Below are 20,700 nucleotides of genomic sequence, written 5' to 3'. Positions count from 1 at the left end.
GTGGCTGCCGTTATCTTGACTTATTACGCCTCAAGCTACGACAGCAACAAGTTTCATGCCAGCTCAGACCTTGTCGTCAAACAACAGGTTGCTTGCGCTGGAAAGGTTCTGTGCCAGCTTCAATGCTGTTTCCGACGGAATCTGGCGAATCACTTCGCCATTGTCGGTATTGATGACCTTGACCACCACACGGTGGGTGGAATCATCAATCGAAAAATCGAGACTGCGCTGAGTCGCTTGAACGAACTCACGCATATCGGTGACGGCTTTTTCCAGGTCCGCGCGCTCTGGCTGCTTGCCGATAGCGGGTGTTTCCTGGACGGTGTTGATGGGTTTGTCGGCTGCCACCTGAGCAGGTGCGCTTGGAGGTGCAACCGGCGGATAAGACGGGCTCAGCTTTACACTCATGTCCATGTCCAATCTCCTCTAAACCGAAAAAACGGAAGGGCACGTAGACGCGCCCTTCCGTTAGTTACCGAGCGCTGGGATTACTGAAGCAGTTTCAGTACAGCGGATGGCAGCTGGTTAGCCTGCGACAGGATCGCGGTGGAAGCCGATTGCAGGGTTTGTTGCTTGGTCAGTTCGGCGGTTTCGGAAGCGAAGTCGACGTCCTGAACGGTGGAACGTGCAGCGGTGGAGTTCTTCTGAATGTTCTGCAGGTTGTCTGCAGTGGTAGTCAGACGGTTCTGGGTAGCACCCAGGCCCGAACGCACGCCGTCGATGGTGCCGATGGCTTTGTCGATTACTGCCAGCGCGTTTTGAGCGTTAGTAGCGTCGGTCACGTCGGTGTCGGAGATGTTGGTCTTGACCGCAGATTTCGACGGCGAACCGAACAGATCCGATACACCAGTACCAGTAGTGCCGTCAGCCAGGGAGTAGCCTTTGGCCGAATCCAGCGAAACCTGACCGGTCAGCACGCTAACAACGGTGTCAGCCAGGTCAGTTGGCGTTTCAACACCGGCTGCCGAGGTGTATTTACCGCTGCCATCTTTCACGTTGACCGCGATCGAGTCAGAACCGGCACCACCGGTCAGAACCAGGTTTTCACCCGAATCGGACTTGACTTCCAGGGTGTTCTTGACTTCGTCGTAGTTTACGCTGATGCCCAGTTTGGCGGCGTTGGACTTCAACTGGTCAGCCAGGCTGGCGGTATCAGTGATACCGACGAAGCTAACCTCCTTACCATCACCAACAGTCAACTTGAAGTTGGCTGGAATCCCTGCAGTACCGGTGGTTGGGTCGGCAGGGTCGGTTGGAGCGATACCCTTGGTGATAACTTCGTCAACAGTGAACTTGACTTCAGTGCTGGCAGTCGCGCTCAGGCCACCGATGGCGCCGTTCAGCTTGGAAGCGATGTCCTTGGCCGAAGCACCTTGGTCGTAGGAGATGGTGCTGGTTTGACCGTTACCGGTAACCACCATGTCAGCAGCAGCCAGGCCGGTAGCCGAGATTGCAACGCCGGTGCTCTTGATTTGCTGCGAACCAATTTTGTTGGCAGCAACGTTTTCCAGGCTCAGGTTGATGGTTTCGTTGGCGTTAGCGCCAACCTGAATAGCTTTGGTACCGTACGAACCGTCCAGCAGCTTCTGGCCACCGAAAGTAGTGGTTTGCGAGATACGGGTCAGTTCAGCAGTCAGAGCCTGGTATTCGTCGTTGTTCGACTTACGGTCGTCAGCGCTGAGGGAGCCAGTAGCGGAGGACAGAGCCAGGGTACGCATTTTTTGCAGGATGTCGGTCGAAGCCTGCATCGCGCCTTCAGCGGTCTGAGCGATGGAGATACCATCGTTCACGTTTTTTACTGCTTGACCCAGGCCGTTGATTTGGCTGGTCAGGCGGTTAGCGATCTGCAGGCCGGCAGCGTCGTCTTTAGCGCTGTTGATACGCAGGCCGGAAGACAGGCGCTGCATGGAAGTGGCCAGGGCGCCGCCAGCTTTGTTCAGGTTGCCCTGAGTAGTGATCGAAGCAATGTTGGTGTTTACTGTTAAAGCCATGACGAAATCCTCGTTGGATGGATACTGCGGCTTCCGGCCCTGGCAACCGCCGGGTGTGGCCTGAGAACCTACGTAATAGTTATCGTCGTGGTAGCCGGTTGCTTGAGGATTTTTTTCGATTTTTTTGCTGGCGCGGTGCCACCCCTTGTAATTCAAGGGTTTACGCAGGCACAAAACCCAACAAACATTGGATTTTTTGGCGCCAAATAAAAAACGCCGATGATCTCAGGATCATCGGCGTTTTCGTTTGCAGCCTATCAAGGTGTCACGGGCGATAGAGAATCGCCGAACCCCACGACAGGCCCACACCAAAACCGCTGATTGCCACGCGCTTCCAGGTGGCGTCCATCACGTGCTTTTCCAGCAGCAACGGAATGCTCGACGACACGGTATTGCCGGTCTCGACCATGTCCTTGATGAACTTGTCCACCGGCGCATCTTCAAAACGGCGCGCCACGGCGTCGACAATCGCCGCACTGCCCTGGTGGATGCAGAACGCATCGATCTCATCGGCTTTCAGGTCGGACTCGTTGAGCAGCTCGTGCAAATGCGCGGGCACTTTGAGCAGCGCAAAGTTGAAAACCTGGCGGCCGTTCATGAAGAACACGCCATCGCTGACCTTGAGGTGCGGTGCGCCCGAGCCGTCGGTGCCGAACTTGGACTTGCCGAGCAGCCATGGCGCGTCTTCGCCCATCCAGGTGGCGGTAGCGGCATCGCCGAACAGCATGGTGGTGTTGCGGTCTTCCGGGTCGACGATCTTCGAATACGGGTCGGCGGTGATCAGCAGGCCGTTTTTCAGGCCGGCGGCTTCCATGAAGCCCTTCATCGCGTAGATGCCGTAGACGTAGCCAGAGCAGCCCAGGGAGATATCAAAGGCGGCGACGTGGGTCGGCAGCCCCAGTTTGTCCTGGACGATGGCAGCTGTGTGGGGCAAACCCTCTTCATCACCGTTCTGGGTGACGACGATCAGCGCGTCAATCGATTCGCGCTTCAAATCCGGGTTATTGGCAAACAAAGCGTTGACCGCCTCGACACACAGATCGGAAGTTTCCTGCGCGGCTTCCTTGCGCGGCAGGAACGCCGAACCGATCTTGCCAATGATGAACTCTTCATCCTTGGCGAATTTGGCACCCTGGGTATAGTTATCGATCCCGTCTGCCGGCACGTAACTGGCGATGCTTTTTATGCCAATCATTGTGGCTTCCCAATACTAAATAGCTGGAGAACACCCCGAGGACTGCGCCCGGAGTGCTGACAATAAAGGGGATAACCCCATAAAAAATCTCGCTGAAAGCCGCCCTGCACGGACCCTGTGACGACTTATCCTTTTCATACGATACAGTGAAGATGCGCTTTATGACTCACAGGTCACTCAATTTTGTGCGCTTTGTGCAAAACCTTTCAACAATTTAGCCGCCAAAACGACAACGGCCCACCCTGTTTCCAGGGTGGGCCGCTTGAGGTCACGCCGCTTACATCTTGTTGAACAAGCTCAACTGCGAGACTTTCACGAACGCCAGTTGCGAGGCTTCGAGCATGGTTTGCTGCAAGGTCAGGTTGATGGCTGCCTCGCCCATGTCGATGTTGGCCAGCGCGCTCATGGTGGAGGTGTTGGCCAGGCCGACGCTGGTGTTCTCGCTGGATTGCACGGTGAGCGCGTTCTGTCGCGCACCGATGGAACCGCGCACATTGTCCACCTGGTTGGCGGAGTTGGTCAGGTTGCTGACCGCCGCGTTCAAGGCGTCCTGCAGCTTGACCCGCGCCCCTGGGATACCGTCTGCCGGCTGCTCCAGGGCCTGGCGCAGTTGGCCCAGGGTGTCGAGGGCGTTCTGGGTTTTCTGGGTGGTGTTGCCGACCGCGAACTGGTCGCCGGCGTTCGGCGCAGCGCTCAGTTCGAAGGTAACGCCCGCCGCCGTGATGGTGTCCCGCGCCGGTGGCGTGCCGGGAACAACCACGCCATTGTCGACAATCGGCTTGCTGTTGGCGGTGTAGGGCTGGGCATACACCTTGAAGAGCGTCGGGTCGGTGTCGTCGAACTTGATCAGGATCCCGCTGTTGCCCGGGAAGGTGCTGGCATAGTCGGCCGAGCTGCTGACCTTGGCATTCACCAGTTGCGCCGCCGAGGTATTGCTGGCGGTACGCGACACGTTGAACGCGTCCGGCTTGACGCCCAGGCTGAACTCGCGCCCCGCGACCAGCGCATCGGCATTCGGCCCGGTGGCGGTGTCGGTCAGGTCTACGGTGATATCGAACTTGACCCCGCGCACATTGATGCTGGCGCTGCCTTCCTTGGTGGAGTCGAACGTGCCATTACCTGCGAGCTGCGAGGTGATGTCGTTGTTGTCCTTGTCGGTCACGGTGTACTGGGTGCTGCTGGTAAAGGTCACCTTGTACGGCTGGCCGTCGGCGAACTGTTTGGTGTAGTCGGTGCCGGCCGTTACCAGGCCTGCCGAGATCGCAACCTTGTGGTCATCCACCAGCGGCGGCGAAATCGCCGGTGCCACGGGGCCGGTCAACGGCGCGATGTAATTGGACTGGGTGCGGCTGGTATTGATCGCCCCTTCCAGGATGGTCTTGCCGGTGTCGCTGGTGCGCACATTCAGCGTCTCGGAGACTTGCAGGCTCAGCTCGTTCTCGTCGCCCTGATAGCTGTAGGTGCCATCATTGTTGCGCGAGTACGGCGGCGTGTCGGTCTTGGAGCCGGAGAACAGGTAGTTGCCCGCCGCATCCTTGCTGTTGAGCAAGCCCAGCAGTTGCTCTTCAAGCGCGCCAACTTCGACCGAAATCGACTTGCGGTCCGCATCACTGGTCACGCCGCCGGCGCGCAGCGCCAATTGGCTGCCGGCCTGGATCGTGGTGTTGATCGCTTCCAGCACGCTTTCTTCGTTGGTCAGCGTGTTTTGAATGCTGGTGATGTTGCTGCTGTACTGGGCCAGCATGTCTTTCTGCTGTTGCAGCATCAGCAGGCGTTGCGCAGCCACGGGATCATCGGCGGCGGTCTGCACACGCACGCCGGAACTCGCCTGCTGCTGCGCCTTCACCACGCTGGAATAGTTGTTCTGATACTTGCTGGCACTGGTGTCGAAATACTGCTGAGTAGAAATGCGCATCGTCCCAGACTCCCTTAAAGACTATTGATCAGCGTACTGAAGGTTTCTTGCGCAGCCTTGATGATCTGCGACGACGCGGTGTAGTACTGCTGGAACTTGATCATGTCGCCCGCCTCTTCGTCCAGGTTGACCTGGGACACCGAGTTGCGCGCGTTCTTGTTGGCCGTCAACAGTGCGTTGGTGGCCGACGTATCCGTGGTGGCCGCCGCAGCCTTGGCGCCGACGGTGGACACCAACTTACTGTTGGCCCCCACCAGGCTGAGCCCGCCACTGCCGTCCGCCGCCTGCCCCACCGTTGCCTTGGTCTGCAGGTCGATCAGCGCTTGGGCATTACGGTTGTCGGACTTGCCGGTGGCATTGAACGAGAACGAGGTGCTGTCACCGTTGGTGGGCGAACCCGCCACGGTGGTGTCGAAGCTGAAGCTCTTGGCCGGGTTCAACAGTTCGCCATCCGCGCCACGCATCGGCACATTGATGGTGATCTTGTTGGCCTGCCCCGGCACGATGGTGCCGCTGCCGATGGATTCGCCCTTGGCATTGGTGAGCGCATAACTTTGGGTGCCATCGGCCGCCGTGTCGCCGAATACCATCTTCACCGGCATCGAATTGGCGATGCCGATACGCAGCTGTGCGGTGTCAGCGCCACCCTCGATATCGATAGGCACCGTCAGGGTCGGCGGCGTGAACGTGCCGGTGCCCTGGTTGGTCTTGCCGGCCTCGCCCTGCACCGGAGCGGCAAAGGCAATCTTGCTCGGATCGGTGAGCACGGTGCCGATTTCCTTGGCGCCGTTGGCAGTCGGGCTGACTTTGAAGCTGTCGCCAGCCTTCACCCCTGCTGCGCCGCTGTTGACGGCCAGGGTGAACCCGTCGATGACCGGAGGGGGCGTAGTGCTCAGGTCGTAGGTGCCCATGGCTTTGCCGTCGGAACGCAGCACGGTGACCTTGTTGAGGTTGGTGCTGTCGTTGAACGCCACGTTGTAATCGAAGTTGGTCAGCTTGCTGCTGTCCTCAATCGTCACACCCAGGCTCGCGTCGCCCTTGTTGTTTTGCGCCGAAATGCTGCGCAGGGCAACCGCTGCAGCGCTGTTGATGTCCTTGAACATCGACGCCCCGAACTCACCGTTCAGGTCCACGCCCTGGCCGAGCTGGCTGTTGATTGCGTCGGCGGTGACGATGGCGATACGGCCCAGGTCGCTGATCGCCGGCATCAGCACATCGCTGCGATAACGCAACAGGCCGCCGATGCTACCGCCGCTGATCACGTTGCCGAGGTCCACGGCGGTGTTGCCGGGCATGTTGAGCTGGATGGTGTAGAGGCTGGTGTCGCTGTTGCTCGGCACTGCCGAAATGGTATTGGACTTATCGCCCAGCACCAGCGATTGACCGCTGCCGGTGCTCACGCTGAACACACCGTTTTTCTCGCTGGCGGTCACGCCGATCAGCTCATTGAGCGAGCGCACGGCTTCGGCACGCGCATCCAGCAAGTTGGCCGGCGTGGTGTTCGACGAACCCTGCACCTGGTTGATCTGCTTGTTCAGGGAAGCAATCGATGAGGTCAGCTGGTTGACCTGATCGCTCATGGAGGTCAACTGGCTGTTGATGGTTTCTTTCTGCTGGCCCAGTTGATTGGCGATCGAGTTGAAGCGGTTGCTCAGGGTCTGGGCGTTAGTCAGCAGGATCTGACGAGCCGAGGTATCGCTCGGGTTGGCCGAGGCGGTCTGCACGGCGGCGAAGAACGAACTGAGCACGGCCGACATGCCGGTGGTCTTGTCCGACAGGGTCTTGTCGACGGCACTGACCTGGTCCAGGTACGCCGCCGCATCGCTATTGAGCGAGGTGCTGTTCTGGTAGGCCGTGTCCAGGTACTCGTTGTACACCCGGCGCACGTCGGCCAGGGTGGTACCGGTGCCGATGAACACGCCGCCGTACGGGTTCGACGCAGTCGAGTTCTGGGTAGTCTGCTGACGCGAATAGCCGGCGGTATTGGCGTTGGCGATGTTATTACTCAAGACCGACAACGATCCTTGAGCGGCATTGAGCCCTGACATCCCGATACTGAGCAAACTCATGGTTCAGACCTTATAAATGTGTGGTTGCGCCAGCGGCAGCGTAGTTCTGGTAACTGTTCATCGTTTTTGCGATCTGCGAAATCTTGCTGGCGTAGTCCGGGTCGGTTGCGTAACCGGCTTTTTGCAACTCGCGTACAAACTGTTCCGGGTTGTCGGCCGATTTCACAACTTCTTTATAGCGATCATTGCTTTGCAGCAACGTCACGAGGTCATGGAAGCTGTCCTGGTAGGAATCGTAGGAACGGAACTGCGCCGTTTCCTTGACCATCGCCCCATCACGGAACTCGCTGGTGATCGCACGGGCCTGGCCGCCCTGCCAACTTTGGCCGGCCTTGATGCCGAACAGGTTGTGGCTGCTGCTGCCGTCTTCGGCGCGCATCACCGATTTACCCCAACCGGTTTCCAGGGCGGCCTGGGCCACCAGGTATTTCGGATCGACACCAATACGCGCGGCGGCCGCCTTGGCCATCGGCAACATGGTGGCGACAAATTCATCCTGCGAGCTGAAGGCTTTCTTCGCCGGTGCCAGCGGTGGCTGGGCCACGGCGCGGCCATACACCTGCATGCGCCCGCTGGGCACGGCGAACGTGCGCGCGCTGCTGTTGACCACATTGTCGGCCGCCGCGCTGTTACGCAGTGGCGCAGCCTGGGCGACGGTGGTTGCCTCGGTGCTCGGCACGATGCCGGCCAGCAGGCGATCAGTCAGTTTGCTCGGCAAGGCGATTCGGCGCTGGTTCATCAGCTCCATGTCGTTGCTGTGTGACGCCGCGGCGCCAGCCTGGGGCTCTGCCACGCGGTAAGCCCACAGTGGACGCTGGCCATTGGAACGACCCAGCGGGCCCTCGGCCTGGGTGCCGGCGGCGATCTCCGTAGGCACATCGACTTTTTTAACCGGCTCGGCAGCCGCCGGGCCCTGCAAGGTGGCCGCCTGGGCGTCCACCGGCTTGTTCTTCTGCATCTGGCGCATCAGCACATCGGCCAGGCCGATACCGCCGCCTTCGCGGGACATCGAAACAGCCAGCTGCTGGTCGTACATTTCCTGATACTGCTTGGCCGCCGGGGTGTTCAGCGGGTTGTCCTTGCCCAGGGCCTCGGTGGCCGAGCGCATCGACTTGAGCATCTCGTTCAAGAACAGCGATTCAAACTCCTGTGCCACTTTGCGCAGGTTGCCTTCGCTGTTCTTGTCGTCGCCGACCTTGAGCTGGTTAAGCCGGTTCAGGTCGGAGTAGGACCCCGAGTCCGCCGTGCTGCTGATCCCGCTCTTGCGCATATCCATGGCCATGGCCTCAGATCACGATCAGGTCGGCTTGCAAGGCGCCGGCCTGTTTCAGTGCTTCGAGGATCGCCATCAAGTCGCCCGGGGCTGCGCCCACCTGGTTCACCGCGCGGACAATTTCATCCAGGGTGGTGCCGGGGCCGAATTTGAACATCGGCTTGGCTTCCTGCTCGGCATTCACCCGCGAGCGCGGCACCACGGCCGTCTGGCCATTGGACAGAGGCCCGGGCTGGCTGACGATCGGGTCTTCGGTGATGGTCACGGTCAGGCTGCCGTGGGTCACCGCCGCTGGCGATACCTTGACGTTCTGGCCGATCACGATGGTGCCGGTACGCGAGTTGATGATGACTTTGGCCACCGCCTGGCCCGGGTCGACCTCAAGGTTCTCCAGGATCGACAGGTAGTCGACGCGCTGGCTTGGGTCCAATGGCGCCGTCACGCGGATCGAGCCGCCGTCGATGGCCTGGGCCACGCCAGGGCCGAGCATGTCGTTGATCTTGTCGACCACGCGCTTGGCGGTGGTGAAGTCGGAGCGGTTGAGGTTCAAGGTCAGGCTGTTGCCCTGGTTGAAACCACTCGGCACGGTGCGTTCAACCGTGGCGCCGCCGGGAATGCGACCCGCCGACGGCACGTTGACGGTGATCTTCGAACCGTCGCGACCTTCGGCGTCAAAACCACCGACCACCAGGTTGCCCTGGGCGATGGCGTAGACATTGCCGTCGATACCCTTGAGGGGCGTCATCAGCAAGGTGCCGCCACGCAGGCTTTTTGAGTTACCGATGGACGACACGGTGATGTCCACCACCTGGCCCGGCTTGGAAAACGCCGGCAAGTCGGCACTGATCGACACGGCCGCGACGTTTTTCAGCTGCACGTTGCCCGACCCCGCCGGCACCTTGATGCCGAACTGCGAGAGCATGTTGTTGAAGGTCTGCAGGGTGAACGGGGTCTGGGTGGTCTGGTCACCCGTACCGTTGAGCCCCACCACCAGGCCGTAACCGATCAACTGGTTGGACCGCACGCCAGAGATGCTGGCGATGTCCTTGAGGCGCTCGGCCTGGGCGACAGCGCTCAAGGAAAGCAAGAGCGCCGCTGCCATCAGCTGTTTGAGTTTCAAAGTGGCCACCTAGAAAGGGAACAGCGGGCTAAGGAAGAAACGGTCGAACCAGCCCGGCTGACTGGCATCAGCAAACGAACCCGTACCCGAGTAGGTAATGCGCGCATCGGCAATGCGGGTCGACGACACGGTGTTGTCGGTGGAAATGTCATCGGCACGCACCATGCCGGCAATGCGTACCAGCTCGTCGCCGGTGTTGAGGGTCATCCACTTTTCACCGCGCACCGCGATGATGCCGTTGGGCAGCACATCGGCCACGGTCACGGTGACCGAACCGCTCAAGCTGTTGCCCTGCGCCGCCGCACTTTTACCGTTGGTGCCGCGAGTGCCGTTGTAGCCGGCGTTCAAGGTCAGGTCACCGTCGCCCAGTGGGTTATTGACGTTCGGCACTGCGCCAAACAGCGAGGTCAGGCCGAGGCTGGCCGCCGTGGTCTTGTCGATCTGGGAGTTGGCATTCTTGCTGGCCTGGGTGCGTTCGTTCAGGGTGATGGTGATGATGTCACCGACCCGGAACGCCTTGCGGTCGCTGTACAGGTTCTGCTCGAAACCGGCCTGGTAGATCGAGCCATTGTTGGCAGCCGCAGGCAGCGGCGTGCGTGGCAACACCGGCGCGTAGTACGGGTCATTGGGTTTTGGCGTGGGCGCGACACAGCCCGCGAGCACGGCAATCCCACTCAATGCCAGAACGGAAACATAGCGATTCATGACCCTTACCTCACAGTGCTGCAGGCGCCCTCAAGAGCGCCCCAAAGACTTGATTACAGATTCTGCGTTACGAACGAAAGCATCTGGTCGGCGGTGGAGATCACCTTGGAGTTCATCTCGTAGGCGCGCTGAGTGGTGATCATGTTGACCATCTCTTCAACCGTGCTGACGTTGGAGGTTTCCAGGGTGCTTTGCAGCGTGGTGCCGAAACCGTTCAGGCCAGGGGTGCCGATTTGCGGCGCGCCGCTGGAGGCGGTTTCCAGGAACAGGTTATTACCCATGGCCTGCAGGCCGGCCGGGTTGATGAAGTCGGCGGTTTGCAGGTTGCCGATCACTTGCGACGCCGGGCTGCCAGCCACGGTGATGGAGACGGTGCCGTCGTTGCCGACAGTGAAAGTCTTGGCATCTGCGGGAACCACCACAGCCGGCTCCAACGCGAAACCGTTGGCGGTCACGATCTGGCCGTTGGAATCCAGGTGGAACGTACCGTCACGGGTGTAGGAAGTGGTTCCGTCCGGTTGCAGGATCTGGAAGAAACCACGGCCATTGATGGCCATGTCCAGCGGCTGACCGGTTTGCTGCAGGTTACCGGCGCTGAAGTTCTTCTGGGTGCCGACGATCTGCACACCGGTACCCAGTTGCAGGCCCGACGGCAGTTCGCTGTCCTGGGTCGACTGCGCGCCCGGCTGCTTCTTGATCTGATACAGCAAGTCCTGGAACTCGGCACGGTCACGTTTGAAGCCCGTGGTCGACACGTTGGCCAAGTTGTTGGAAATGGTGGTCAGGTTGGTGTCCTGGGCGGACAAACCTGTTTTGGCAACCCATAGAGCCGGAAGCATGCTGTTCTCCTTCGTGCGCCTGTTTGTTGGCGCTGCGCTGCAAAATTAGTGAGTGGGCTTGAATCAGCTCATCGCCATGACGCGGGTCATGGCCTGGTCGTCTTCTTTGGCGCTGTTCATCATCTTGATGTGCAGCTCGAACTGCTTGGCCAGCGCCAGCACCGCGGTCATTTCTTCCACGGCATTGACGTTGCTGGCCTGCAGGAAGCCCGAGGTCAGGGTGACGGTCGCGTCGGCCTGGGCCGGCTGGCCATCCTTGGTCTTGATAGTGCCGTCCAGGCCCTTGTTCATATTCTTGAGGTCCGGCTGGACCAGTTTGATACGGTCCACTTCAGCCATTACCCGCGGGCCTTCGCCCATGGCGCGGATGCTGATAGTGCCGTCAGCGCCCACTTCGATTTTCTGCTGTGGCGGCACGGCGATCGGGCCACCGTTGCCCATGATCGGCATGCCATTGCCGGCCCGCAGCACGCCCAGTGCATCGACGTTCATGCTGGCGCTGCGCACGTAGGCTTCGCCGCCGTCCGGGGTTTGCACGGCCATCCAGCCGTCGCCGCTTACCGCCACGTCGAGGTCGCGACCGGTTTCGATCATTGCGCCAGGCGTGAAGTCGGTGGCCGGGCGCTCAGTCAAGGCAAACGCCCGCGCCGGAAAGCTGTCACCGAACACCGGCATCGAACGCGCCTGTTCCAGGTCACGTTGGAAACCATTGGTGGAAATGTTCGCCAGGTTGTTGGCATGGGCCTTCTGCGCCAGAGCATTCTGGCTGGCGCCGGTCATTGCCACATAAAGGTACTTGTCCACGCTCTTTCCTCTTTCTGACGGACGCTTGCCGCCCACCGCTGTACTGATGAGTCCTAAGCAATTTGCGAACCAACTTTTAAAACTTCAATGAAACCCAAGCAGGGCAAGGGGTTCGCCGCAAGCAAGGGTTTTTACAGCCTTAGACAAAGACGTAAAAACGGCGGACTTATGCCGCTAGCGGCAAGCACACGGAGGAAGGCGAGAAGCATCGAGGGCAGCGGTTACACGTAACCAACCGCCTGGACGACGGATTTACGTCGATATGTGTTGGGTGGGAACCCGGTTCAGCGATGGCGTTACTCAAGGGTAAAACCCAAGCAGACAGGAGTATCAGGATGATCACACCCAGGAGCACCACGCAGCACGCTCACTTACCGGCGAACACGGGTAACCAGTTATCCCCACCCCAGACGTCGCTCACTCAAACTACCGGCACAGGCCAGATCCTGGCCTCTGAAGGAGCCCAGCCTAGAGGCCTTGCGGGTAACCAGCAGCTGGATGAGTACGTATTGAGCCACGCCGTGCCGCCGAAATCAGCCGATCAACTCACCGCCGAAATCGTCAAAAAACAATTCAAGGAAAAGTTTGGACGTGATGTTGATCCAGACAAAACGTTCGTGGTCACTTTCGCCTATAACAAACACGGGCATACACCGCCTTATCCCGCCCAAGTCATCAGCAAACAGTCACTGACCGAGGTCGCGCAAAAAAACCTGCAACACACCGACAAAACAGACCTTGTGGATGTACTCCGAGGCGATGAGCAGTACGACCCTGAAGTCACCTTGAAAACCCAGGCGCAAATCGACATCACCAAAGGCCCTGCGCTCGAAAGACAGTTTGATACGACGCGCGATCAGAAAACCCGCTTTTACCAAGGTATCTATACTGAGCCTGCGGCGGCATCACCCGGCAACTACGACACCTCCAACCGCATCCCGGTCTCGGTAAAAGACTTCCAACAGGAGGTATGGAACACCTCTTATAGCGTGCCGTACCGTGCCTACCTGAGCGCAGAGATAGATAAAGGTGAGTTAGCTCGCAAGAACCTTTCGAAAATAGCGTTCGTCAATGCCGCCGAAACCCAACACGATGAACGCAGCCTGGACGATGACGACCTGGAACTCGCCAGACGAGTGGCGGGAGCCGGCAATAAACCCAGAGACCAGCTCGCGCTTTTCGATGATATCTATGACCACCGCCTCGACCCCCAGGTGGAAACCAAATTCTTGACGCTGAACGGCCGCCCATCCACCGACATCTTCTACGCCGTAGACAAAAACACCTCGCGCACCCTGCTGTACCTGCCAGGCAACTCTTCGCCCATCCATCCGTTCGAGAACCCCGGCAAGATGCATGACTGGTTGAGAAAGCAGTTTTCTCTAGCCGGCACCAAGGACGCCTTCCTTGAACATTTCCAACTGGCGGATCAAGACGAAGTCAAAAGGGTCATGACCAATGTCGGCGATGGTTACCGCCGCTTTGGCCCCAATGACTGGACAGAATCCCGTCAGGATCAGTCGATAGTGCGTGGGGTGCGTCACGACGGCGATCCCTTCCATGAGTCCGGCCGCCGCTGGGGTGAACATCGTCTTAACGACATCAGTGAACAGTTCGTCAGTAACAAGCAAGTCACGGAAGGCCTGCTTGTGGATGCGGCAAAAACGCTGGGCAACGGGCTACTGTCCATGGGCGCCATTGCCGCCACCTTTATTCCAGGACCAATCGGCGTATTTGCCACAGTGGCGCTTGCCACTCATGGCGCGATCGAAGTGGGCGAAGGCATCAAGGATGCCCGGGACGGCAAGCCCGGAGCCGCACAACGTATTACGTTTGGTGCGCTGAATGCCCTTCCATTGGTGGGCCGCGGGGTGTTCAAAGTGGCCAAGGGCATCAGGAACACCGGCACAACCCCACTGCCTAAAGGCCCCTCGGGCGGCGCCCGGGTGAAACCGCTGGGTGCCCCAAAACCCGCAAGCGCCAGTCAATTACGCATTGATAAACATGTGGCGTCCATCGAGCAAAAGATCGTCAGCGTGCATAACGTCTTGAAGAAAACCCCCAAACAGCTCTTCGTCACCCATGATGCGAACAACGCAATTGCCGCGCTGCAACGTCAACGCGCAGGCTGGCAGAGCGGCGAACTGCTCCCCAGCAGTAAAGGCTTGTCAAACTCGCCCGTTGCAATCGGTGCCAACCGACAACGCGCGATACTGGAGAACAACTCCCAGGGCACCATTGATAAGTTATTCACCAAGATCAACGACGCATACCTCAAGGCAGACGCGAGCTATGGCAGAGCAACGTCCACCGCACAGGAAGCCAGAAACAGATACCAGATCGCCAACACGCTTTATCATAAAAAAAGCCCTAACCTGCCAAACGATAAGGTAGTCGAACTGCAAGACAACCTTGCCAAAGCAACCAGAGCAGTTGAAAAGGCGCCTGTCCCGGCCGAACTCAACGCCCTGCAAGCCACACGTGACACGCTGGAAACCATGCTGTTCGAAATAAAACCTCTGACTTCCTTCGCGGCGAACCGAGGGCCAAAAGCACCTTAACCATCCGCCACGTTTAGCTGCGGGTCACTGGATGCGTACCCTTCATTAAGGGTACGCATTGGAAACAAGCAAAGGAGCACGCCGGTTAGCGCTAACCCTTGGCGATATTGTAGTCGCGCAGTTTATTGGCGATGGTCGTGTGGGAAACCCCCAACCGCTTGCCCAACAGCCGACTGCTCGAATGTTCGCCATACAACTGCTCCAGCACCGCCTTCTCGAAGCGCCCGACAATTTCCTCCAGCCCGCCGTCCAGGGAGAAGTCCCCCAACGGTTGCCGTACGCCGTAGTCCGGCAGGCGAATATGCTCGGCCTTGACCGTGCCGCCCTCACACAGTGACACCGCCTGAAACAGCACGTTTTCCAACTGCCGTACATTGCCCGGCCAGTGATAATGGCTGAGGCGGTCCATCGCCGCCGGTGCCAGCTTGGGCAGCGGGCAGCCGATCTGGCGGCTGGCCTGGTCGAGAAAGTGATCGACCAATGGCGCAAGGCCGTCGAGGCATTCGCGCAGCGGCGGGATATGCAGCGACAGCACGTTGAGACGGTGGTAGAGGTCCTGGCGGAATTCGCCACGGGCGCAGAGTTCGGACAAATCTACCTGAGTGGCGCAGATCACCCGCACGTCCAGATACACCTCTTCATCACTGCCGACCCTGCGAAAGCAACCGTCCTGCAAAAAGCGCAGTAACTTCACCTGCAAGCGCGCGCTCATTTCGCCGACGCCATCCAGAAACAAGGTACCGCCCGCTGTCAGCTCCAGCAGCCCGAGCTTGCCTTCGGCCCGCGCGCCTTCAAACGCGCCGGGGCCATAACCGAACAACTCGGTCTCGGCCATCGACTCGGGCAAGCCTGCGCAATTAAGTGCCATCAGCGGCGATTGCCCACGCGGGCTGGCCAAGTGGCAGGCGCGCGCCAGCAGTTCCTTGCCGGTGCCGGTTTCGCCTTCTATTAATAGCGGCGCATCCAGCGGCGCCATGCGCCGGGCTTCGCGGACTACGGCAGCCATGACCTTGGAGCTCTGGAAAATACTGTCGAACCCACGCAGCTCCTGTTTGCGCACGTTGTAGATGCGCTCCCCCACGCGGTCGGCGCGGTGCAGGGTCAAGACGGCGCCGGCCATGGCCTCGCTGTCGTCGTGCTCGGAGGATTGCAGCGGCGCGATATCGGCCAGGAACACATCGCCCTTGACCTTGACCCGCAAGCCGTTGATTCGCGACTTACTCGCGCGCACCAGCTCCGGCAGGTCGAAATCCTCGGCGTAGCGCGAGAGTGGAATCCCCGGCACCTCATCCACCCGCACCCCAAGCAACTGCGCCGCCGCACGGTTGGCCGCCACGATCGAGCCGCCCATGTCGATCGACAGCACCGGAAACTCCAGGGCGCCGAGCAGCGCGTTAAGCTCCATATGCCGCCGCTCGCTGGGCATCAGCCCTACCCTTTTAACCCCGAACACCCCGGCAATCGCCTCGAACTGCGGGCGCAGCGCCTGGAACTGCATGTTCACCAGGTTCGGGCAAAACAGGTAGATCGCATTGCCATGTTCCCCGCCGACCTCACCCTTGGCGACGTTGACGCCGTATTCCACCAGCAGGTTGAGGATGTCCCGCAGGATGCCGATGCGGTTCTGGCAGTGCACTTTGATACGCATGAAGAGGCCCGAAAGGTAGTAAGGCGCCGCGTCTTTTTGCCGCTGGTCGCAGATAGTCGTCAAGATTATGTGACAGTCCAACGGCTTTTTACACCCCATCGTCGCCAGCGCCTGGCGATACGTAACGAAAACTTTACGAAATTCGGTAATTTTTCCTACGTATCAGCACTACGCGCGGATGGAATCGCAAGCGCACCGGAGTATCTATAAGGGCAACGCAGGACATAACAAGAACGAATGCCTAGCAGGAGATCCGTATGAAGCAGACGCAGTACGTGGCCCGCGAGCCCGATGCGCAAGGTTTTATCCACTACCCGCCAGAAGAACACGCGGTGTGGAACACCCTGATCACACGCCAGCTGAAAGTGATCGAGGGTCGCGCCTGCCAGGAATACCTGGACGGCATCGACAAGCTCGGCCTGCCCCTGGACCGCATCCCGCAATTGGGCGAGATCAACGAGGTGCTGGCCGCGACCACCGGATGGCAAGTTGCCCGGGTGCCGGCACTGATCCCCTTCCAGACCTTTTTTGAATTGCTCGCCAACAAGCAGTTTCCGGTGGCGACCTTTATTCGCACCCGTGAAGAACTGGACTACCTGCAGGAGCCGGATATCTTCCACGAGATCTTCGGCCACTGCCCGCTGCTGACCAACCCCTGGTTTGCCGAATTCACCCACACCTACGGCAAGCTTGGTCTGGCGGCCACCAAGGAGCAACGCGTGTACCTGGCGCGCCTGTACTGGATGACCATCGAGTTCGGCCTGGTGGACACGCCCCAAGGCCTGCGCATCTACGGTGGCGGCATTCTGTCGTCGCCCAAGGAGACGGTGTACAGCCTGTCTTCCGAACCACAACACCAGGCCTTCGACCCGCTGGAAGCGATGCGCACGCCCTATCGCATCGACATCCTGCAACCCCTGTACTTCGTGCTGCCTGAGCTCAAGCGTCTGTTTGAAGTGGCGCAGGAAGACATCATGGGCATGGTTGAGCGGGGCATGCAGTTGGGTCTGCATGCGCCGAAATTCCCACCCAAGCCAAAGGCGGCTTGAGCCTTACATCTTGAGGCCAGGTGAGTCTGTTCCCTGGCCCCGCGTTGCTTTAGGGTAACGCCCACTGATCTTCACTCATTCGAATTCAGGACACCCCACATGACCACCTTGAACCAAGCCCATTGCGAAGCCTGCCGCGCCGATGCCCCGCAAGTCAGCGACGAAGAACTGCCGGTACTGCTCAAGCAGATCCCCGACTGGAACATCGAAGTGCGCGACGGCGTGATGCAACTGGAAAAGGTTTTCCTGTTCAAGAACTTCAAGTTCGCCCTGGCGTTTACCAACGCCATGGGTGAAATCTCCGAAGCCGAAGGCCATCACCCGGGCCTGCTCACCGAGTGGGGCAAAGTCACCGTGACCTGGTGGAGCCACTCCATCAAGGGCCTGCACCGCAATGACTTCATCATGGCCGCCCGCACCGACGAAGTGGCCAAGGACGCCGAGGGCCGCAAGTAATGCATTTCGATGCCATTGGCCGCGTGCCCGGCGACCCCATCCTCGGCCTGATGGACCTGTATGCCCAGGACGCCAACCCGAACAAATTCGACCTGGGCGTGGGCGTCTATAAAGACGACCAGGGCCTGACGCCGATTCCGCACTCGGTAAAACTCGCCGAGCAGCGCCTGGTGGACACCCAGGCCACCAAAACCTACATCGGCGGCCACGGCGGTGCAGCCTTCGGCACGCTGATCAGTGAATTGGTGCTGGGCGCTGGCTCCGCTCTCATCCGCGAGCGCCGTGCCGGCGCCACACAAACCCCGGGCGGCACCGGCGCGCTGCGCCTGAGCGCCGACTTTATCGCCCAGAGCCTGCCCGGTCGCGGCGTGTGGCTGAGCAACCCGACCTGGCCGATCCACGAAAGCATCTTTGCCAAGGCCGGGCTCAAGGTCAGCCACTACCCCTACGTAGGTGCGGATAACCGCCTGGACGTGGCGGCAATGCTGGCAACGCTGGCCGCGGTGCCCCAGGGCGACGTCGTGCTGCTGCACGCCTGCTGCCATAACCCGACCGGTTTCGACCTGTCCCAGGACGACTGGCGCCAGGTGCTGCAGATCGTGCGCGAGCGCCAGTTGCTGCCCCTGATCGACTTCGCCTACCAGGGCTTTGGCGACGGTCTGGAGCAGGACGCCTGGGCGGTACGGCTGTTTGCCGCCGAGCTGCCGGAAGTGCTGATCACCAGCTCCTGCTCGAAAAACTTTGGCCTGTACCGCGACCGCGTCGGCGCACTGATCGTGTGCGCGGCGGATGCCGAGAAGCTGACGGATGTGCGCAGCCAACTGGCGAATACCGCCCGCAACCTGTGGTCGACGCCGCCGGATCATGGTGCGGCGGTGGTGGCGACCATCCTGGGCGATGCCGAGCTGAAAAAGCTCTGGAGCGACGAGGTCGAAGCCATGCGCGCGCGGATCGCGCAGCTGCGTTCCGGGCTGGTGGAAGCATTGGCACCCCATGGCCTGTCGGAGCGGTTTGCACATATCGGGGCGCAGCGCGGGATGTTTTCCTACACCGGCCTGAGTGCCGAGCAGGTCAAGCAACTGCGGGAGAAACACAGCGTGTACATGGTCAGTTCAGGGCGGGCTAACGTGGCGGGTATTGATGCCACGCGTTTGACGCTGCTGGCCCAAGCCATCGCCGACGTCTCCCACTGAATAAACCGGAACTAAATGTGGGAGGGGGCTTGCTCCCGATAGCGGTCTTTCAGCAACAGCTGTGCTGACTGATTCACTGCTATCGGGAGCAAGCCCCCTCCTACCTTTGGACTGAGTTGACCGCTAACCCGCGACCATTTCTGCCTTGAGCTGCGCCTCTTTGGCCTGCGCATCCGCCAACCGATACAGCTGGATGCTGCCATCCCAGTGCTCGATCAGCGCCGTGCACGACTCCACCCAATCCCCGCAGTTGAGGTAATCCACCTCGCCCACCTTGCGGATTTCAGCATGGTGGATGTGCCCGCACACCACCCCATGCAGCTCGCGCTTGGTCACTTCGTGGGCGATGGCTTCTTCAAAATCGCTGATAAAACTCACAGCGGTTTTGACCTTGTGCTTGAGGTACGCCGACAGCGACCAATAACCGTAGCCATACCGTGCACGCCAGTGGTTGAGCCAGCGGTTCAGCGTGAGGGTGAACTCGTAGGCCGAATCACCCAGGAACGCCAGCCAGCGGTGGTAGCGAGTAATCACGTCAAACTGGTCGCCGTGGATCACCAGCAGATGACGGCCATCGGCGGTGACATGCACGGCCTCGTCCACCAGTTGGATATTGCCCAGGATCAGCTTGGAGTAGCGACGCAGGAATTCGTCATGGTTGCCGGTGACGTAGATCACCTCGGTGCCACGTTTGGCCATGGTCAGCAGGCGCCGGATCACGTTGGTGTGCGCCTGGGGCCAGTACATGCCGCCGCGCATTTTCCAACCGTCAATAATGTCGCCCACCAGGTACACCTTGTCGGCGTGATAACCCTTGAGGAACTGCGACAAATGTTCGGCCTGGCAATCCCGAGTGCCCAGGTGCACATCGGAGATCCACAGGGTACGCACCCGTTGCTTGCGGCTGGGCTTGGTGAATTCGGCACTGGTCATGGGCGTCCCTCGACGGTGTTTTCGCGAGCTTGCGCCTGGGCGATTAATAGCCCATGACAGTCGTGCGTCAGTCTGATGACAGCACCTGCCGAGCGCCAAGCGTTGTAGACTGGCGCGACTGTTCAGGAGCCTGCTGCCCCGGAGACCGCAATGAGCCCCTCCCTCACACTACGCCACTACCTCGAAGCGCCCATCGCCCACAGCCATGACCATGCGCAGTTGGTGTTTGGCCTGTCGGGGCACCTGGACCTGGAAGTTGACGGCCGTGGCAGCCAGGTGCGCGAAAGCAGCGTAATGGTGCTGCCCTTCTGCGCCCACCATGCGTGTGGCAGCCGCGACGGCAGCCGCTGCCTGGTGCTGGATGTGCCCACCGAGCACTGGGTGCTGCAGTCGTTGGGCGAACATGCCGATGCCAGCCGCCGGCTGCTCGATCAACCCGCACGCCTGGCCCTCGATTCGCGGCAAAACCAACTGGTGCAATGGCTGGCGCACAGCCCGGTGAATGACCCGCTGATTGCCCAGCAAGGCGCAGTCCTGCTACTGGCCAGCCTCAACCACCCGCTGGCGCAGCCGCTGCCGGGGCGGCGCCTGCCCTATGCCGCGTTCAATGCGCATATCGAACGGCACGTGGCCCACCCACTGCAAGTCGCCGACCTTGCGCGTATCGCCGACCTCTCCGTGGCTCGCCTGCACGCACGTTTCGTCGCCGAATGCGGGCAGACGCCGATGGACTACATCCGCAGCCGTCGCCTGCAGATGGCCCTGACGTTACTGCGCGAAACCCCGCTGCCGATCGGCGAGGTCGCCGAGCGCGTCGGCTATGCGTCGCAAAGTGCGTTTGCCGCGGCGATGCTGCGCGAGTTCGGCGCGGCCCCCGGGGCGTTGCGCCGCCGCGCCTGAGCAAGAGTCCTGCGCTATAAATCGCGAGCCGCGCGACAGACACCCAGAC

The 20,700-nt window shown here is 60.3% G+C and carries 17 protein-coding genes; 5 read left to right on the top strand and 12 right to left on the bottom strand.

Going from position 1 to position 20,700, the window contains the following annotated elements; all coding sequences use genetic code 11:
• Window positions 1-63: 63 nt before the first annotated feature.
• The 10 genes from GIW02_RS09200 to GIW02_RS09155 all read right to left on the bottom strand — a co-directional run bounded on the left by GIW02_RS09200 (window position 64) and on the right by GIW02_RS09155 (window position 11,911).
• Window positions 64-414 carry a flagellar protein FlaG gene (locus GIW02_RS09200; RefSeq protein ID WP_236419489.1) on the bottom strand — a complete coding sequence of 117 codons (351 nt, stop codon included), beginning with the start codon at window positions 412-414 and terminating at the stop codon, window positions 64-66.
• 74 nt (window positions 415-488) lie between these two features.
• Entirely contained in the window at window positions 489-1,991 is a 1,503-nt protein-coding gene (locus GIW02_RS09195; RefSeq protein ID WP_236421836.1) for a flagellin N-terminal helical domain-containing protein, read from the bottom strand.
• A 265-nt stretch (window positions 1,992-2,256) separates the two neighbouring features.
• Window positions 2,257-3,186 carry a ketoacyl-ACP synthase III gene (locus GIW02_RS09190; protein ID WP_236419851.1) on the bottom strand — a complete coding sequence of 310 codons (930 nt, stop codon included), beginning with the start codon at window positions 3,184-3,186 and terminating at the stop codon, window positions 2,257-2,259.
• Between the two features lie 277 nt (window positions 3,187-3,463).
• Window positions 3,464-5,101: a flagellar hook-associated protein 3 gene (locus GIW02_RS09185; RefSeq protein WP_236421835.1), complete on the bottom strand. Its 1,638-nt coding sequence runs from the start codon at window positions 5,099-5,101 to the stop codon at window positions 3,464-3,466.
• 14 nt (window positions 5,102-5,115) lie between these two features.
• Window positions 5,116-7,170: a flagellar hook-associated protein FlgK gene (gene flgK / locus GIW02_RS09180; RefSeq protein ID WP_236421834.1), complete on the bottom strand. Its 2,055-nt coding sequence runs from the start codon at window positions 7,168-7,170 to the stop codon at window positions 5,116-5,118.
• 10 nt (window positions 7,171-7,180) lie between these two features.
• The gene (gene flgJ, locus GIW02_RS09175; protein WP_236412175.1) at window positions 7,181-8,452 is read right to left on the bottom strand and encodes a flagellar assembly peptidoglycan hydrolase FlgJ; all 1,272 of its coding nucleotides are present in this window, start codon (window positions 8,450-8,452) and stop codon (window positions 7,181-7,183) included.
• A gap of 4 nt (window positions 8,453-8,456) precedes the next feature.
• Entirely contained in the window at window positions 8,457-9,545 is a 1,089-nt protein-coding gene (locus GIW02_RS09170) for a flagellar basal body P-ring protein FlgI (RefSeq protein WP_163011924.1), read from the bottom strand.
• A 27-nt stretch (window positions 9,546-9,572) separates the two neighbouring features.
• Complete coding sequence (gene flgH, locus GIW02_RS09165) at window positions 9,573-10,268, bottom strand: flagellar basal body L-ring protein FlgH (protein ID WP_236412174.1); 696 nt, start codon at window positions 10,266-10,268, stop codon at window positions 9,573-9,575.
• Between the two features lie 53 nt (window positions 10,269-10,321).
• Window positions 10,322-11,107, bottom strand: a complete 786-nt coding sequence (gene flgG, locus GIW02_RS09160; protein ID WP_094951600.1) for a flagellar basal-body rod protein FlgG — start codon at window positions 11,105-11,107, stop codon at window positions 10,322-10,324.
• A 63-nt stretch (window positions 11,108-11,170) separates the two neighbouring features.
• Window positions 11,171-11,911 (bottom strand): flagellar basal body rod protein FlgF, encoded by a 741-nt coding sequence (locus GIW02_RS09155; protein WP_236412173.1) that lies wholly within the window; start codon window positions 11,909-11,911, stop codon window positions 11,171-11,173.
• 509 nt (window positions 11,912-12,420) lie between these two features.
• On the opposite strand from GIW02_RS09155, the gene GIW02_RS09150 reads away from it, so the two are divergent.
• Window positions 12,421-14,472 carry a dermonecrotic toxin domain-containing protein gene (locus GIW02_RS09150; protein ID WP_236412172.1) on the top strand — a complete coding sequence of 684 codons (2,052 nt, stop codon included), beginning with the start codon at window positions 12,421-12,423 and terminating at the stop codon, window positions 14,470-14,472.
• A 91-nt stretch (window positions 14,473-14,563) separates the two neighbouring features.
• Here the strand turns inward: GIW02_RS09150 and GIW02_RS09145 are convergent, their stop codons facing one another.
• On the bottom strand, window positions 14,564-16,120 hold the full coding sequence (locus GIW02_RS09145; RefSeq protein WP_236412170.1) for a sigma-54-dependent transcriptional regulator: 1,557 nt from the start codon (window positions 16,118-16,120) through the stop codon (window positions 14,564-14,566).
• Window positions 16,121-16,377: 257 nt separating this feature from the next.
• Between GIW02_RS09145 and phhA the strand changes: the two genes are divergently transcribed.
• From phhA to GIW02_RS09130, 3 genes are all read left to right on the top strand, one after another.
• Window positions 16,378-17,169, top strand: a complete 792-nt coding sequence (gene phhA / locus GIW02_RS09140) for a phenylalanine 4-monooxygenase (protein WP_236412169.1) — start codon at window positions 16,378-16,380, stop codon at window positions 17,167-17,169.
• Window positions 17,170-17,268: 99 nt separating this feature from the next.
• Complete coding sequence (locus GIW02_RS09135) at window positions 17,269-17,625, top strand: 4a-hydroxytetrahydrobiopterin dehydratase (RefSeq protein WP_010208721.1); 357 nt, start codon at window positions 17,269-17,271, stop codon at window positions 17,623-17,625.
• The gene (locus GIW02_RS09130; RefSeq protein WP_236412168.1) at window positions 17,625-18,818 is read left to right on the top strand and encodes an amino acid aminotransferase; all 1,194 of its coding nucleotides are present in this window, start codon (window positions 17,625-17,627) and stop codon (window positions 18,816-18,818) included. Before GIW02_RS09135 ends, GIW02_RS09130 begins: the two co-directional genes overlap by 1 nt.
• A 123-nt stretch (window positions 18,819-18,941) precedes the next feature.
• On the opposite strand, the gene GIW02_RS09125 is transcribed toward GIW02_RS09130, so the two are convergent.
• Window positions 18,942-19,751 (bottom strand): UDP-2,3-diacylglucosamine diphosphatase, encoded by an 810-nt coding sequence (locus tag GIW02_RS09125; RefSeq protein ID WP_236412167.1) that lies wholly within the window; start codon window positions 19,749-19,751, stop codon window positions 18,942-18,944.
• A 150-nt stretch (window positions 19,752-19,901) separates the two neighbouring features.
• On the opposite strand from GIW02_RS09125, the gene GIW02_RS09120 reads away from it, so the two are divergent.
• Complete coding sequence (locus tag GIW02_RS09120; protein ID WP_236412166.1) at window positions 19,902-20,651, top strand: AraC family transcriptional regulator; 750 nt, start codon at window positions 19,902-19,904, stop codon at window positions 20,649-20,651.
• The last annotated feature ends 49 nt before the right edge of the window (window positions 20,652-20,700 follow it).

The sequence above is a fragment of the Pseudomonas syringae genome (assembly GCF_021606685.1).
In the GTDB taxonomy this organism is placed as follows: domain Bacteria; phylum Pseudomonadota; class Gammaproteobacteria; order Pseudomonadales; family Pseudomonadaceae; genus Aquipseudomonas; species Aquipseudomonas syringae_R.
The sequence above is the reverse complement of the archived record's forward strand: the minus strand, read 5'-3'. Positions and strand labels throughout refer to the sequence as shown.

Coding starts and splice junctions, on each gene's coding strand:
- GIW02_RS09185 (WP_236421835.1), bottom strand. CDS start 5,101: ATGCGCATTTCTACTCAGCAGTATTTCGACACCAGTGCCAGCAAGTAT.
- GIW02_RS09125 (WP_236412167.1), bottom strand. CDS start 19,751: ATGACCAGTGCCGAATTCACCAAGCCCAGCCGCAAGCAACGGGTGCGT.
- GIW02_RS09145 (WP_236412170.1), bottom strand. CDS start 16,120: ATGCGTATCAAAGTGCACTGCCAGAACCGCATCGGCATCCTGCGGGAC.
- flgG (WP_094951600.1), bottom strand. CDS start 11,107: ATGCTTCCGGCTCTATGGGTTGCCAAAACAGGTTTGTCCGCCCAGGAC.
- phhA (WP_236412169.1), top strand. CDS start 16,378: ATGAAGCAGACGCAGTACGTGGCCCGCGAGCCCGATGCGCAAGGTTTT.
- GIW02_RS09200 (WP_236419489.1), bottom strand. CDS start 414: ATGGACATGAGTGTAAAGCTGAGCCCGTCTTATCCGCCGGTTGCACCT.
- GIW02_RS09135 (WP_010208721.1), top strand. CDS start 17,269: ATGACCACCTTGAACCAAGCCCATTGCGAAGCCTGCCGCGCCGATGCC.
- GIW02_RS09130 (WP_236412168.1), top strand. CDS start 17,625: ATGCATTTCGATGCCATTGGCCGCGTGCCCGGCGACCCCATCCTCGGC.
- GIW02_RS09170 (WP_163011924.1), bottom strand. CDS start 9,545: ATGGCAGCGGCGCTCTTGCTTTCCTTGAGCGCTGTCGCCCAGGCCGAG.
- GIW02_RS09190 (WP_236419851.1), bottom strand. CDS start 3,186: ATGATTGGCATAAAAAGCATCGCCAGTTACGTGCCGGCAGACGGGATC.
- GIW02_RS09195 (WP_236421836.1), bottom strand. CDS start 1,991: ATGGCTTTAACAGTAAACACCAACATTGCTTCGATCACTACTCAGGGC.
- flgK (WP_236421834.1), bottom strand. CDS start 7,170: ATGAGTTTGCTCAGTATCGGGATGTCAGGGCTCAATGCCGCTCAAGGA.
- flgH (WP_236412174.1), bottom strand. CDS start 10,268: ATGAATCGCTATGTTTCCGTTCTGGCATTGAGTGGGATTGCCGTGCTC.
- flgJ (WP_236412175.1), bottom strand. CDS start 8,452: ATGGCCATGGATATGCGCAAGAGCGGGATCAGCAGCACGGCGGACTCG.
- GIW02_RS09120 (WP_236412166.1), top strand. CDS start 19,902: ATGAGCCCCTCCCTCACACTACGCCACTACCTCGAAGCGCCCATCGCC.